Source organism: Candidatus Saccharibacteria bacterium (assembly GCA_016789455.1).
In the GTDB taxonomy this organism is placed as follows: domain Bacteria; phylum Patescibacteriota; class Saccharimonadia; order Saccharimonadales; family Saccharimonadaceae; genus CAIJKY01.
In genome coordinates this window covers 1,106,774-1,121,224 of the sequence record JAEUQU010000002.1, presented here as the reverse complement: position 1 = coordinate 1,121,224, position 14,451 = coordinate 1,106,774, and the positions used below count along the sequence as shown (strand labels likewise).

Below are 14,451 nucleotides of genomic sequence, written 5' to 3'. Positions count from 1 at the left end.
GATATTGCTGAGGATCCACGATTATTTACTCCACCACCCTAAAAAGATTATGCCTAGCGTAAAGGAATCTCCACCACTTGGTCGTCGTTCTGTGCCAAACGCTCCGCCTCATGAGCGATTGCCTGTATGCTGAGGTCTTTATTATTTGCCAGGTTCATTATAGCAGGTGAAACCTGGGGTGTCATGTATTGCTGGAACGCCTGCGGTGCGGCTGCGCCCGGATGCGCCAGGTGACTCACCTTGTCCGCGGCGGCTATCTTCTCGGTCTTGATGCCGGCGTGATTGGTGTGCGTGTTATGAACCGGGTGCTTGGCTGGTGGTGGCGGCGTGGCTGCCGGCTTGGCGGCTACTGGAGCTGCCGGCTGCTGCGCGGTGACCGGCTTGGGCTCGACCGGCGTTGCCGTCACATGATGCGCATCTGCTGGTGCGCCTGCGACGACCTTAGGGGTCGGTGGCGGTGGCAATGGCGCCCTGCCTGCTGGTGCTGGCGTATAGGCCGGCGGCATGGCGGAGGGCGGCGTGTACGGCATGCCCTGGGCGATGCCGGCCATCTGTTCGCGGGCAGCATTGCGTGATACTTCTTTCTGTTTTGCCAGTAGCGCGTCGAATGACTTGGCGATGTCAGCATCTTCGTCCAGGACGTCGGTGGTGTCATCCGCCTCCTTAACTACCTGACTGCTCAGCGACGGCGCGTTGGGAATATCGACGCCCTTGGCTGCCCAGCCGCGCGTATCGACGATCTTTGCCAGGTAATCAAGGCGATGGGCCGCTTCCGTGCCGTCAAAGTCTTTGGTGAGGTGTTGCTCAACGACCTTTGGTGCGTCAATCATGACGGTTGCCGGCACGCCATCAGTACTCCAGATGCGGCGCTTCGGCTTGAGCATGAAGCGCAGGATGGCCAACAGGTAGATTTCCATTGGCTGATCTTTACGCAGCGGCAAGGCCAGCATCAAAAACGCCAGTCCAATCGGAATCGTGATGAAGCTGAAGAACGGCAGCGGAATCGGCGCCTGGATGAACATAAAGCTTAAGCCGCCAGCACCAGCCACAATCAGCATATAGATGAACTGCCGGAACGTGAACGGACCGACCAGTTTGTCTTCGGCTTCGACGTCTTGGGGGACTTTGTAGACTGCCATAAGTTATAGCCTCCGTTAAGCTTTGTATTTTTGGGCGGCAGCTGCACGGATGGCGCGCAAATCGGTGGCGTATCTGTCGGGCTCGGTCGCGTATTTCGCGGCAAAGTGGCTTTCGATCTGTGCATTGTCCGGGTTTGCGACGCCGGATGCCTGTAGGTCTTTCAAGGCAAGGTTGCGGCCGTAGGCCTGGCTCAGGTCGTTGATGACACGGTCGTTGACTTTCGTAAGTTCGCGCTCAAAGGCGTCCTTGTCCTGCGCGCGCAGGCGCTCAACCTGATTAATTGCGGCAAACTTGAAGTTGTTGTCGCCGAGCATCTCTTTGTTCACGCCGCCTAGACCCTTGGAGTCAACGACATGCTTCATCACGCCGTCAGCACCACCCTTTTGGGCACCGACTTGGAACTCTACCTGACCATTGACTGTCTGTACGCTGTCATATGCGAGATGGAGGTCGCCATTTTTACGAGCATCACCGTTGAATGCATTATTCACGACACTGGCAGTGGCACCATTGCCAGAGCGTAGGACGATGTTCTTTTTCATATCGCTCGTCATGGCGCCTTGCTGTATCAATATGTTGCCAATTGCCAGCGACCCGGCGATATTGTTCTTCTGGCCAAGTCCCTGTTGTGTAGCGTAGTTAAGCGCAGAGAGGTCACCGTTATCAAGTGAGTTTAGCTTCACGCCGTTTATCGACTCGGTGCGTTTGCTCGGGTCACTCATGTCGTATTCGATATTGCCTTGCCTAAGAACTTTCTTATTGGCGTCATACGACACATCATCCGCAGCCAACACCGCCGCCGAGTTGCGAGTAAGGTTGTCCATATGCGACTTAGCCTGTTTGTTATACATTTCATTACGCGCATCCTCAAGCTGCTGATAGACCGCCTTGCTTGAGTTGGCAAACGTACCGACGGGTCCGATTTGAGCTGACTGAGGGATCTTACGTCCCAGATAAGCTGCTGCAGCATTGCGCCTTCCCAAGGCACCGCCACCACTTCCCACCTTCTCCAAGAACCGCTGCTGCTTAGCCTGCTCTTTCGCCTGCTTGACGATAGCCCGGTTTCGGCCGTACGACGTCTTGTCCAACCGCGAGTTCGCCTTTTGCAGTCCACCCCGCATCAACTGGCTGACGCGTCCAGCCGAGTACTTACCGACAGAAATCAGACCAGGCGCCAGCGCCAGTGCCGCTCCGGCCACGCCCAGGGCCAGGCCGAGCCGCAATACATCCGGTGGATTCTGGGTGCTGGCATCAGCCGCCATGATGATGGCCGCCGTCTGTGTGCCGCCGAAAAGAAGCATGGCGGCAGGCCCGATCATCAGGGCGGATAATACGAAGTCCCAAGCCTGACTGCCAAGCTTTTCGGTTTGACGGGTGGCAAACAGTACGGGCAGGGCCGCTGAAGTTGCCACAAAGATCTCGGCCACCGCCAGCCGGCCGGCTAGCACCAGGTACATCGCGATCACTGCCAGACTGACTGCACCCAAGTTTGCAGCCAGGAAGATGACGACAGCGCCGGCGATTGCCACTCCCAGCATAATGCCGGCGATGGCGTTGAGCGCGCCACCGGATGACAGCGGAGCTGCCAGTTTATTATCGGGTGATGCGGCCAAGGCGGCATCGAAGATACCACCGATGCCTTGCGTAAGGATGTTTATGGCGTCCACCAGGCCTGGCGCCCAGATCGAACTCGTATTCGACAGTATGGCCAGCGCCACGATCTTCGGCGCGAACCGTTTAATGCCGTAAGCACTGATGCCGATAGAAGTAGCCTGTGAGAAAATCATGACGAACAGCACGATGACGAACATCACATTGGCTATGGAACGTATGTTGCCCCAGACAGTCCAGGTGACGGCATGCGAGCTGTCATCTGACGTGAACGGAGGAATGAAGAGCAGCTTACCAATTTCTTTGGTAATTGTGTCGATGAGGCGCAGTGACACATCAAGAATCATACACAGCAGCCAGCTCGCTGCCGTTCCAGCCGAACACTGCACCTGCTCACCCGCCCCGTTCTTTGCCGGTCCGGTACAGATACCGCCGGTGGTGCCGGTCAGCGGTGCTGGACAGCTGTTGCCAGGAAAGGCGTTCTGAGGATAGGTACAATTATTATCAGCCTGGTTGTAGGTGCCCTGTACGTTCTGGACGGGATCGCAGGTCGGGCCGGCGGCTGCACCGCCAGCTGGTGGCGCAGGAGCGGCTGCGATGGTGATGTTACCACTGCTGACACCTCGTGGCAGTCCGGTACATGGCGAACCTCTGGACTGAGCGGCCCGGTAGGTCACCTCACCGGTGCCAGGCGTGCCGTCGGTCACGTCGACGGTTACTTCAAGACGGCAGCCAAACTTGATGCTGTCGTTGGCGGTGCCCTCTATCGACCCCTCGTAGTTATTAGTGCCCGGCTGCACCTGCAGCGTGATAGGCGGCAGGTTGGTATTACCCCCGGATACCGTTATGGTGTCCGAAGTCAGGCCCGGCGTTGAACTCGGCGGACCATACGTGAATACCTCCCCCGTCGCATGGGCAACTGGTGTTGGCCCGAACGCAGCCAGCAACATCGCACACAAGACACCAAGGAAGCCACCCACCCAAAGAACTCTACTCTGCAAAGAATGCATGATAATTCTTAGTGTAATGCATCGCACGGTATTCTACAATTGCCTAAAATGCTTGCTGGCCATGCTATAGTGAAGGCTGAAGAGATACAGATAAACTAATATCGTAAAGTTATAAGGGCTTATGAAATTAGCAACCAGACTCCGTGCTCATAAAACGATAAGCGCCGGTGTAGGTATGGTGGGCGCTGCCGTGTTGGCAGTCAAACCGTTGGCAGTCTATGCGGCGGCTACTTGCGGTAACGTACCCGTCGCGATCGACCCCGGCTGCCGAGGCAGTGACAATCCGATCATCGGCTATATTGCCGGCATTACCACCGTCCTCTCCGTCATGGTCGGCGTCCTGGTAATATCTGCCATCATTGCCGGTGGCATCATGTACTCGACCGCTCGCGGTAGCCAATCACAGGTCCAAAAAGCTATCGAGATCATCCGTAACGCCGTCATCGGTCTTATCCTCTATATCTTCATGGGTGCCATCCTGCAGTTCTTTATACCCGGAATCTTTGGATAAGGAGAAATTATGAGCACGATTCAATATTTTGTCACCAAAGTCAGCCTTGTTGCCATCTTAGGCTTCTTTGGTGCTGCCTTCGTCTCCCCTGTCCCGACGGCGCACGCCGCCGGTGAATGTAGTGGCGGCGTCCCGTTCTTCATGCTGCAGCCCTGGACGACATATCTGCCGTGCAAAGAAGGAGTCGGGCCGTCCGTCACCAGCTTCAAGGAAATTACCGGCCTGGTCTTCTGGGTGGCTGACTCCTTGTTGAAAGTTGCCGCTTATATTGCACTAGCCATGGTAATATGGGGTGGTATAAAATATATTAAAGCCGATGGAGAGACCGGGGCGATTGCCGAGGCCAAGAACACGATTCTTGAAGCTTTGATCGGTCTTGGCATCACCATCTCCTCGGTGGCAATCGTCAACTTTGTGTCAGGAGTATTCTGATATGGAAAAGCATCTGCAAAACGTAGCCTTGTCAATGAGTGACTTTGGCATCCCGACCGTCCAGGCCACCACCGGCACTTTCCAAAGCGTCCTGAGTGCCACTTTCGTGGTAGTGGGCGCGCTGGCCACCCTCTTCCTGATGGTCGGCGGCCTGCGCTACATCACCAGCGGCGGCGACCAGTCGCAGATTGCCCAGGCCAAGCGCACCATCCTCTACGCGGTCATCGGCATAGCCGTCGCCATGAGCGCCACGGCCATCATCGCGTTTTTCGGCAACACTGTACAAGGAACCTCGTAATCATGAACACGCTTATTAAGAAGATCGCAGTAAGTGCCGCCGCATTGGCGGTAGTGTCACTGGTGGCCGCAGTCGCGGTCCAGGCGCCAGTACAGGCCTTGAATGTCTTTGAGCCTGCCTGTGGCGAAGCGCCGGTCGACTCCGCTATATGTGGCGGTAGCGGCGACCGTCTGTTCGGCCAGGGCAGCATCTGGAGCAACGTCCTCAAGGCCATCACCTTCCTGATCGGTGCCGCCGCGGTCATCATGCTGCTGTATGGCGGCTTCCGCTACGTGGCGAGCGGTGGCGACCAGAGTGCCATCACGGCTGCGAAGAATACGATTTTCTACGCCATCGTCGGCATCATCGTAGCGATAATGGCCGCCGGTATCGTCACCTTCGTGGTAGATGCCCTATGATGCAAGAAAGTAAGAGGAATGACGCAATGAACAAGATCAAACTAGTGGTTGCCGGTCTGGCCGTAATGGCTCTTAGCCTGCTGGCGACGCCCTTGGCCGGCGCCAGCATGAAGGATGATATCAAGACGGGTACCTCCACCACGGTCACCACCACCGTACCCAATGCCATCGCCGTAATCTCAAATATCATCATCTTCTTCGTCGGTGTCGTAGCGGTCATCATGCTTATCGTCGGCGGCTTCAAATACACCACCAGCGGTGGCGACCAAAGCTCCGTAACGGCAGCCAAGAACACCATTCTCTATGCCATCGTCGGGATTATCGTCGCGTTGATGTCATATGCCATCGTCAACTTCGTGATTACGCAGTTCAAATAACGGCCAGCATCTTCACAAACAACACGTTAAAAGTTACAATACCTTCAGTAATAAGCACCATAAGGAGAATAATAACAATGAACAAGCTGTTCAAAAAAATTGCTGCAGCCTCGACGGCTATTGCCACTCTGGCTTTCGTCGCCACCGTGTCGTTCGCTACGCCAGTGCTCGCTGCCTGTACCGCTGACGTCAACGGCAACCCGCTGGCCAACGGTGTCGGTTGTGGCCGTGCTGACGGTACGCCGGAAGAGCTGATCGGTGACGGTGGTATCTTCACCACGGTTGCCAACATCCTTATCTTCCTGGTCGGTCTTATCGCCGTGATCATGCTGATCATCGGTGGTATCCGCTACGCCGTCTCTGGTGGTGACCAGTCTGCCGTTACGGCCGCCAAGAACACGATTCTCTACGCCATCATCGGTCTTGTCGTTGCCTTCATGGCCTTCGCCGTCGTCAACTTCGTGACGACACAGCTGACGAACGCTGCTGGCTAAACGGTACTATCGCAAATAGTAAAAACACCCGCTACAAATGCGGGTGTTTTTTGTGCCGAGGCCTGGAGTGCTCTCTCTGGTAAATAAAAATACCCGGACTATTCCAGGTATTTTTATAACTACGATCAACCTACAGAATTTCGATCTTGCGAGCTTGTTCCTGCTTGATCTTCGTAAAGCCGATGGTCAGTACGCCATCTTTAAGCATTGCTTCGACTTCCTCTTCCTTGACAGGAATCGGCAGTGCGATGGTCCGCGAAAAGTCACCCCAGTAACATTCCTGGATGTGCCACTGCTCTACTTCGCCTTCGTCGCCGGCTGAAAGCGTACCACTGATAGTCAGTACGCCGTCAGAAATACTGACGTCCAGGTCCTGCTTGTTGACGCCGGCAGTACGTGCTTTGACGTACAACTTGTCGACGGTCTCATAAACGTCAACTGCCAGTTGGCCTGGCATGTCGTTCGCACCGTCTTCATCCCATCCTTGATCGTCAATAGGAGCGGGCGCAGGGGCATCCCCCACACTTCCGTCGTCATCATTTAAAAATGCGGCGGCCAGGTCGCTATCCATCAGCAATTCGTCGTTTGACGCTTTTTGTCCTCTTGCCATGTGTTCCTCCACATTTGATGTTTGGCTCGCCAGGAGCCTACTGGCACAATTATAGCTATATTTGCTAAACTATTGCAAGGTTATAGTTTTATAACGTAAATATGACAACAACACTCGAGAAAATCATAAACATCATTGCTCCACACCGCTGTGTCATGTGTAGTAATGAAAACAATTTGCTCTGCGAAACATGTGCAATAAGCCTGAATCAGGCGTACGGATCGCAGTGTTTTGTGTGCGGACGCGACAGCCAGAAGTACCTGCCCTGCAAAGACTGCGCGGCGGACAGTGCGCTGACCGGATTATATGCGCTCGGCAGCTACCAGGCGCCGCTCACCAAACTGGTCAAAGGGCTGAAATATCACGGCACCCGTCAGTTCGCGGAAGACGCTGCCGCCGCCCTGCGCCGTCAGGTGGCAGTGGCGACAGAATCGCTTCCTCCGCTCGTCACCCACGTCCCCACCACCAATAGACGTGAGCGCCAGCGCAGCTATGATCAGGCAGGTCTCTTTGCTAAGGCCTTTGCCAGCCAGACAGGGCTGGCTCACCATTCGTTCCTGCGCAGGAATGGCAATATCCGTCAGGTTGGTGCCGACCGCAATGGCCGGTTTGCCCAGGCTGAGACCATGTTCTCTGCTCGGCGTGGTGTGCAGCTGGCTGGCCGTGACGTCCTCTTGTTTGATGACGTCTTCACCACCGGCGCCAGTATGTTCCGCTGCGCCAGGCTATTGCGCGACGCCGGTGCCGGCAGTGTGACGGGCGTGGTCATCGCCCGCAAAGACTCGGTGCCTGCCGCGTAGCGCTCACTCGCCTCCCTGTCCGGCATATGGTATAATCTGCAAAGTTACACAGGTATACGGAGAGATGACCGAGTGGTTGAAGGTAACGGTCTTGAAAACCGTCGTGCCAGCAATGGTACCGTGGGTTCGAATCCCACTCTCTCCGCCAGGATGAAACAGCCGCCGGGCTGTTTTTTGCTATCTATGCATAAGCATATTGTACTGAACGGGCACCGCGCCATATAATAGAAAGCAATAAGTATGAGGTGGGACTCCATTGAAAACTTTTCCACGGTACCGTAAGGCCAGGGGTTTCACTATCGTCGAGCTGCTGATCGTCATTGTCGTCATTGGCATTTTGGCGGTCATCGCCATATCTTCTTTCGCACGTGCTCAAGACCAGGCCCGTCGAAACGCGCTTATCAGTGATCTGAAAAGTGCCGCCAAGCAGCTCGCCTCCGATCTGGCTACCGGAGAAACATATCCTGCGACACTAGCTGCTTCGAACGGAGGTCGCGGCGTAACCGTCACGCAGGGCGCGACCGTCAACTACGTGCCCAACAATACCGTCAGTCCGCCCTCCTATTGCCTCGACTACACACTCGGATCGTTGCAATATTATATTAAGCATAATGCAGGGGCCGCCGAAGGTGTTTGTCAGGGTGCTGGGCTGGTTGCTCAGTACTACACCAATATGACCCTTTCTGGCACGCCGACTGTTTCGCGTATCGAACCCAGTATCAGTTATGACTGGGGCAATGCCTACGTCGCTGCGCCAGGTATTCCGCTTGATGGCTATTCAGTCCGCTGGACCGGGCTGGTGACGGCACCGTCGACCGGCAGCTACACTTTCCATGCTTTCACTGATGATGGAGTGCGGGTCTGGGTCAACGGCACGCTCATCATCAACCAATGGATTGATCAGCATGCTACCCGTACAGGCACCATCAGCCTGAATGCCGGCCAGCAATACCCTATCGTCTACGAGATGTATGAAAATGCGGGCAGCGCGGCGGCCGCGCTCGACTGGACACCGCCCGCTGGAACGCAGGTTAATATTCCTGCGTCGGCATTTACCTATTCGCGGTAACGGACGGGTCTTTGGCGGTGCTGTACTTTCGCGGCAATAACACTAGTCTCCGCCTCTGTCATATGCTACAATTGCCGGAGCGTACGGAGGAGTACCCAAGTGGCTGAAGGGGACGGTTTGCTAAATCGTTAGGCTGGGGCGACCTGGCGCGGGAGTTCGAATCTCCCCTCCTCCGCCAAGAAAATAGAGTAGGTATTCAAACCTACTCTATTTTCTTGCCTCGGATTAAAGATCTGAACTCCCGCGCCAATGCGGCGCCAGCCGCACGCGCGGGATTTCGGGCGTTGCCCCGCCAACAAGAGTTGGCGGGGTTAGCATACGCTTCGCACCGCGAAGCGTAACATCTCCCCTCCTCCTGCTAGTGTAATGTCCTAAAATCTCTCCCCATCCCAAAACGTTTAAGCCAAACCAATGCTATAATAAAATCCAGTATGAACCCGCAAGCACCCACCCCCCTGCCACCGCAGCCCGACCAACCCGCCCCGGCACCGGCAGGCCCGCAGGCTTTGCCTTCGGTGCAGCAGGTACCACAACCGGCCGCCGCACCGCAACCGCAGCAGACTGATGCTCTACAGCCGGTCCCCGAGCCAGAGGAGCCTCAGGTCATAACCGGTCAGGCAGGTGGCACTATCGCAGAAGACGGCGCATTCGTCTGGGATGCCGAGGAATATGCCTATCACTCCAAAGGACCGGCTTGGTTCATGGTGCTTGGCGCCGTCACGCTGGTGCTGACAATCGGTGCCGTCGTCCTGCAACAGTACCTCTTTGCCGTCCTGTTGGTCATTATGGGCGTTACCTTGGGTTTCTTTGCGGCCCACCCGCCCCGCCGGATCAGTTACCGCCTGACGCCCACGACCGTGCAGGTGGGCGATAAGCTCTTCGACCTGCACCGCTACCGCTCATTCGGCATTCTGCCGGACGAAGATATGTACTTGGCCATCTTTCGCCCTGTCAAGAAGGTCGCCCCCGGTATATCCATCCGTTTTTCAGATGCAGAAGGCGAACAGATTGTCGATATTCTCGGTTCAGTACTGCCCATGGAAGAGTTCCACGAAGACCTCATCGACCGAATAATGCGCCGTTTGCGATTTTAGCTATACATATTGCAATTGGGTGTGTTATAATTACCCCTGTTCTGCTCTAAGCGGGAAGCACCTTCTGTTATTAGCGACGTGGCTGAGTCGAAGATTGCTTCTTGAAGGAGTCGGAGACAAAGCCACTATGCACCCGTAGCTCAGCTGGATAGAGCGTTGGCTTGCGGAGCCAAAGGTCGTAAGTTCGAATCTTGCCGGGTGTACCAAGAAAAATATCCCTTCGAAAGAAGGGATATTTTTCTTGGTCTGACTCGTCAAGATCCGAACTTTCAAAGAAAGTTCGGGCGTTGCCCTGCCAACGAGTGTTGGCAGGTTAGCATGAGCGAGCCCGCGAGCGATTTATCTTGCCGGGTGGTACTGCACCGGCGCAGCATTAGTCTATAATAAGCAACAATGGCTCACTATAAACAAAAACACTCTTTCAACCGCGCCGTCGGCCTATCAGTCATGACCGCCATCACCCTCACCGGCCTCTGCCTCATCTCCGCCACTCTCGCTGCCGGCCCCGCCGCCAGTACCGAAGCCGAAAGCGCCATTCCGGGCCCCGGCCTTGCCGTCCTTAGTGACAACACCGCCAGCCAAAGCGGCTACATTCAGTTCAGCCAGACTGTTCCAGCTCCAGGCACCCCGCTGACCTGTGCGGTCAGTAGCGCTACGGGCGCGACGGGTGGCGACGCCATTTCGGTGGCTGCCAACGCAGCCGACGCCCACGCCGCCATCCAGCAAGCCATCAACCAGGCCTCCGCTGCTGGCGGTGGCACCGTTGCCCTCCCTGCCGGCACCCACACTATTGATGCCCCGCTCATCCTTAAGTCGGACGTCCGCCTGCAGGGTGCTGGCGCGGACACCATCATCAAAGCCGGCGCCAACTTTTTGGCTACTCCCGGCCCACATGGCGGCAGTCCGCTCATCACTACCGATGGTGCCAACAACGTCTCCCTCGTCAATTTCACTGCCGACCAGAGCGGCGATGTACTAGATGGTAATTCAATCAATCGGTTGAATGAGTACTTGATAGATATCCGCTTCTCCACCAATGTCATCGTCGACCGAGTCCATACCCGCAACCCCTTCACCTACTCCATCGTCGCCGCCGACTCCACCAAATTCTGCATACGCGGCAGCAGCACGCAGATTTCCACTTCCGGCAAGTACGACCAGCTTGATGGTATCCACATCCTCAACTCATCCTTCGGTGATGTCATCGGCAACACCGTCGACCAACAGTCCGGCGGCCAGGATGGCGACGACGGCCTGGTTGCCCACCCCTTCAACGGCGAAGTGCATGACATCGCCTACATCGGCAACACCGTCCGCGGCGGTGTGCATGGCGCCGGCATGCAACTGGCGTATACGGCTGCCGGCGACCGCATCTACAACCTCACCATCCAGAATAACGAGTTCAAACAATCACCGGAAGGTATCCACACCGGTACCTACGGCGAGGCTGGCAGCTCGGATAACATCGTCATTGGCGGCGCACCCGGCAAAGGCAACATCTTCCATAACAATAACGGAGACGCCGTTACCTTTGAAGGCGCGCTCTCCAATATCACGGTCACGCATAACACCGCTTGCAAAAGCGGCCAATTCATCGTCGTCGGCGGCACCAATACCGTCAACCGCGACAACACCATCGATGATTCGCAGTGCTAGAGACTAGACCGGAAATTTATCGCGGTATGTTTCCCAAACCGTGATCAGGCTGGCCGCCAGATTCTCAAGCCGGTCCTCTTCCTGCATCAGCGCATCCAGCTGTGAAGGAGTCATCAACAGCAGGCTTTCGATATCGATGACACTGTACGACCCGGGCGGGTCGGCTATGCCATAAAACGCACTGATGAAATTCTTTGAGCCGTCTGGCAGCGTGTGCATCTGCGAGCCCAGCTCGACGAGCGGCATGTCATCGATGAACAGCTCGCGCGAGACGCCGCGCAATGCTGCTTCCCGGCCGGTCTCGGTGGAGCGCTTGATGGTTGCCATCGTCGTGCCGATCTTATTGGCGTACAGGTTCGGCAGGTCTTCGCGCACCGGGATGGTGCTCAGTACAAGCTCGCCCCGCGGTGATATCAATATGACGTGGGCGGTATGATAAATGTCTTTCGGCTTGATGATATCGATACGCGGCTTCTGCCCGACTTTCTTTCCAGTTTCGTCCAGCAGGTCAACAGGATAATCGGCGTGTTTCATAACAGTTCCTATAGCGGTAATTTAGATGAGTATTTTTTCCAGAGCAGGCGCAAGGTCGGCGATACCCGTTCCGGCCGCACCGATAGCAACCCGTCAAGCTTGGCCCGGCTCATCGATTCCAGCTGTCCGATATCGATCACACTGTACGAATCCGGCACCGGCCCTTCCATGTAGAATACGCTGGCCAGGACGCGCCTGCCGTCGTCGGTCTGTTCCATGCCCTGACTGACCAGTACTGGCTCCGCATCATCGATGAACAATTCGCGGGAAATGCCCCTGACCGCAGCATCGTGAGCCGTTTCCCCGCTGCGCCGGATGGTCGCCATCGTGGCGCCGTATTGGCGTACGTACAGATTGGGCAGATCTTCCCGCGGTGGAATGACGCTTAGTAGCAGCTCCCGCTCGGGCGTGATGATAAAGACGTAGATGGCATGGTAGATGTCCGCCTCTTTATTGATATCGCGCCGTGCCTTGGAACCAATAACAGAGCCTTTTCCATCGAGTACATCCACTTGGTAGGTTCCATGCTCCATATCCTAATGATATACCCACTTGTCAGTTCGGCAAATAGGACGGCTGATAAGCGGGCGTTATAACCCATATATAATGAATTCTTCATGATTATTAGACTGACGGCCACTGATATCCTATACTAATGACGTACTGAAATGGAGAGGTGTCCGAGTGGTTGAAGGTGCCGCTCTCGAAAAGCGGTGTGGCGGTATTCCCGTTACCGAGGGTTCGAATCCCTCCCTCTCCGCCATGTTTAGCTACTTTAATATCCTGGGGTGAGCGATCCCAGGGCCTCTAAAAGGAGTGTATGAAGCAGGAGACGCATGCCGCAGACAACCGTCTGGTTAAGTTGGTGCTACCCGTAACCGTTTTCCTGACCGGTGCCTGTGTGCTTGTCATCGAGGTCGCAGCCATGCGCATCCTTTCTCCGTACTTCGGCAATACGCTCTATGCGACATCCAGCGTATTGGGCGTCATCCTGGGGGCCTTGAGCCTTGGGTACTATCTGGGTGGCCGTCTGGCCGATAAGCGCCCAAGCAGGAACCTGTTTTATGCCATCATCTTATCGGGCGGCCTGCTGACCTTCGCCCTTCAGTTCTTCTCCCTGGTATTTCTGCCGTTTATCGGCTACGATCTGCCCATCACCACCGGTCCGCTCATCAGCTCACTGTTCATGTTCCTGTTGCCGGGCGTTGCGCTCGGTATGTTATCCCCTTTTGCCATCAAGTTGCAGTCGCTGCGTTTTCCGGAAAGCGGCACTGGCACTATCGCCGGCGAAGTTTTCTTCTGGTCAACGCTTGGCAGTATCGCAGGCAGTCTGCTGACAGGGTTTGTCCTGGTGCCACTGTTCGGCCTCAATGCCACCATCCTCGGTACTGCTATCTTCTTGTCGTTGTTGGGCGGCGTGCCACTCGTCAGCAGGCGTCTGCTCCGGCACAATAAACTGTTGTTATTGCTATTCGCCGCTGTCGCCATGGCCACTTCCAACTCACTGCTTATCGCTTCTGCCCGGGAGAATGCGATCTATACCAAAGACGGCATCTATGAGCGGATAAAAATATTCGACGATACCGATGAGCCCTACTCCCTCGGTCAGCCAGCCCGTTTCATGCTGCAGGACCGCAGTAACTCCAGTGCCATGTACCTCGATTCCGATGAACTGGCATTTCCATACACCCGCTACTACGCACTCTACAAAGGCATCAAGCCCGATGCCTCCCGCTCCCTGGTGTTGGGCGGCGCGGCTTACTCAATTCCCAAAGCTCTGCTCGCCGATTCGCCCGCCATGAAGGTCGATATCGCCGAAATAGAACCTTCGCTGTACGAACTGGCCCAGCAATACTTCCGCCTCCAGCCCAGCCCCCGTCTCAACAACCAGATAATCGACGGCCGCCGTCTGCTGGCCACCACCGACAAACGCTATGACGTCATCTTCAGCGACGTCTACTACTCGCTCTACTCCATCCCCGCCCACTTCACCACCCGTGAGTTCATGCAGCTCACCCGTGACCGCCTGCAGCCCGGCGGCGTCTTCATCGCTAATCTCATCGGCTCAGTCGAGCAGACGACGCCGTCATTCATCTTGTCCGAGATTAAGACCATCCAATCGGTGTACCCCCAGGTTCACGTCTTTGCCGTCGGTTCCCCAGAGCAAAAGAGCGCCCAGAATATCATCCTGGTCGGCGTAAACAGTAAGACGCCTGTCGATTTCGGCTCCCCCGTCTTCAAAGATAGCCCCTTAGCCGAGATGCAGACCCTCCAGCAACACCAGCTGGATCTATCCGGCATCGACTTGTCATCGCACACCATCCTGACTGACAACTACGCCCCCGTCGAGTACTATATGTCCAAGGTGCTCGCCGAGTAGCCGCATGACGCTGGCGCGGTTGCATAATACTTTTACT

At 55.9% G+C, this 14,451-nt stretch carries 16 protein-coding genes and 4 tRNA genes; 15 read left to right on the top strand and 5 right to left on the bottom strand.

What is annotated here, in order from left to right; all coding sequences use genetic code 11:
• Window positions 1-53: 53 nt before the first annotated feature.
• A complete protein-coding gene (locus JNJ66_07015; GenBank protein ID MBL8160174.1) occupies window positions 54-1,139 on the bottom strand; it encodes a PrgI family protein in 1,086 nt (361 codons plus the stop codon).
• A gap of 15 nt (window positions 1,140-1,154) precedes the next feature.
• Entirely contained in the window at window positions 1,155-3,761 is a 2,607-nt protein-coding gene (locus tag JNJ66_07010) for a hypothetical protein (protein ID MBL8160173.1), read from the bottom strand.
• Between the two features lie 175 nt (window positions 3,762-3,936).
• On the opposite strand from JNJ66_07010, the gene JNJ66_07005 reads away from it, so the two are divergent.
• The 6 genes from JNJ66_07005 to JNJ66_06980 all read left to right on the top strand — a co-directional run bounded on the left by JNJ66_07005 (window position 3,937) and on the right by JNJ66_06980 (window position 6,271).
• On the top strand, window positions 3,937-4,272 hold the full coding sequence (locus JNJ66_07005; GenBank protein MBL8160172.1) for a hypothetical protein: 336 nt from the start codon (window positions 3,937-3,939) through the stop codon (window positions 4,270-4,272).
• A gap of 9 nt (window positions 4,273-4,281) precedes the next feature.
• Entirely contained in the window at window positions 4,282-4,704 is a 423-nt protein-coding gene (locus JNJ66_07000; protein MBL8160171.1) for a hypothetical protein, read from the top strand.
• Window position 4,705: 1 nt separating this feature from the next.
• Window positions 4,706-5,002: a hypothetical protein gene (locus JNJ66_06995; GenBank protein ID MBL8160170.1), complete on the top strand. Its 297-nt coding sequence runs from the start codon at window positions 4,706-4,708 to the stop codon at window positions 5,000-5,002.
• Window positions 5,003-5,004: 2 nt separating this feature from the next.
• On the top strand, window positions 5,005-5,400 hold the full coding sequence (locus JNJ66_06990; GenBank protein ID MBL8160169.1) for a hypothetical protein: 396 nt from the start codon (window positions 5,005-5,007) through the stop codon (window positions 5,398-5,400).
• Between the two features lie 26 nt (window positions 5,401-5,426).
• Window positions 5,427-5,777: a hypothetical protein gene (locus tag JNJ66_06985; protein MBL8160168.1), complete on the top strand. Its 351-nt coding sequence runs from the start codon at window positions 5,427-5,429 to the stop codon at window positions 5,775-5,777.
• 77 nt (window positions 5,778-5,854) lie between these two features.
• Window positions 5,855-6,271: a hypothetical protein gene (locus JNJ66_06980; protein ID MBL8160167.1), complete on the top strand. Its 417-nt coding sequence runs from the start codon at window positions 5,855-5,857 to the stop codon at window positions 6,269-6,271.
• 130 nt (window positions 6,272-6,401) lie between these two features.
• Here the strand turns inward: JNJ66_06980 and JNJ66_06975 are convergent, their stop codons facing one another.
• Window positions 6,402-6,881 (bottom strand): Hsp20/alpha crystallin family protein, encoded by a 480-nt coding sequence (locus JNJ66_06975; protein MBL8160166.1) that lies wholly within the window; start codon window positions 6,879-6,881, stop codon window positions 6,402-6,404.
• Window positions 6,882-7,114: 233 nt separating this feature from the next.
• On the opposite strand from JNJ66_06975, the gene JNJ66_06970 reads away from it, so the two are divergent.
• The 7 genes from JNJ66_06970 (at window position 7,115) to JNJ66_06940 (ending at window position 11,500) form a co-directional block, all read left to right on the top strand.
• Window positions 7,115-7,681, top strand: coding sequence for a ComF family protein (locus JNJ66_06970; protein MBL8160165.1), 567 nt, complete (start codon window positions 7,115-7,117; stop codon window positions 7,679-7,681).
• 58 nt (window positions 7,682-7,739) lie between these two features.
• Window positions 7,740-7,829: transfer RNA gene (locus JNJ66_06965), tRNA-Ser, on the top strand.
• Window positions 7,830-7,937: 108 nt separating this feature from the next.
• Complete coding sequence (locus JNJ66_06960; protein MBL8160164.1) at window positions 7,938-8,750, top strand: prepilin-type N-terminal cleavage/methylation domain-containing protein; 813 nt, start codon at window positions 7,938-7,940, stop codon at window positions 8,748-8,750.
• An 85-nt stretch (window positions 8,751-8,835) separates the two neighbouring features.
• Window positions 8,836-8,928: transfer RNA gene (locus JNJ66_06955), tRNA-Ser, on the top strand.
• A 253-nt stretch (window positions 8,929-9,181) separates the two neighbouring features.
• Window positions 9,182-9,844, top strand: coding sequence for a hypothetical protein (locus tag JNJ66_06950; protein ID MBL8160163.1), 663 nt, complete (start codon window positions 9,182-9,184; stop codon window positions 9,842-9,844).
• A 129-nt stretch (window positions 9,845-9,973) separates the two neighbouring features.
• Window positions 9,974-10,050: transfer RNA gene (locus JNJ66_06945), tRNA-Arg, on the top strand.
• A 241-nt stretch (window positions 10,051-10,291) separates the two neighbouring features.
• Complete coding sequence (locus JNJ66_06940) at window positions 10,292-11,500, top strand: hypothetical protein (protein ID MBL8160162.1); 1,209 nt, start codon at window positions 10,292-10,294, stop codon at window positions 11,498-11,500.
• A gap of 3 nt (window positions 11,501-11,503) precedes the next feature.
• Here the strand turns inward: JNJ66_06940 and JNJ66_06935 are convergent, their stop codons facing one another.
• The gene (locus JNJ66_06935; GenBank protein MBL8160161.1) at window positions 11,504-12,034 is read right to left on the bottom strand and encodes a hypothetical protein; all 531 of its coding nucleotides are present in this window, start codon (window positions 12,032-12,034) and stop codon (window positions 11,504-11,506) included.
• An 8-nt stretch (window positions 12,035-12,042) separates the two neighbouring features.
• The gene (locus JNJ66_06930) at window positions 12,043-12,567 is read right to left on the bottom strand and encodes a hypothetical protein (GenBank protein MBL8160160.1); all 525 of its coding nucleotides are present in this window, start codon (window positions 12,565-12,567) and stop codon (window positions 12,043-12,045) included.
• A gap of 137 nt (window positions 12,568-12,704) precedes the next feature.
• Between JNJ66_06930 and JNJ66_06925 the strand changes: the two genes are divergently transcribed.
• Together JNJ66_06925 and JNJ66_06920 are read left to right on the top strand one after the other, a co-directional pair.
• Window positions 12,705-12,797, top strand: a tRNA-Ser gene (locus tag JNJ66_06925).
• A gap of 57 nt (window positions 12,798-12,854) precedes the next feature.
• Entirely contained in the window at window positions 12,855-14,414 is a 1,560-nt protein-coding gene (locus JNJ66_06920) for a fused MFS/spermidine synthase (protein ID MBL8160159.1), read from the top strand.
• Window positions 14,415-14,451: the final 37 nt, after the last annotated feature.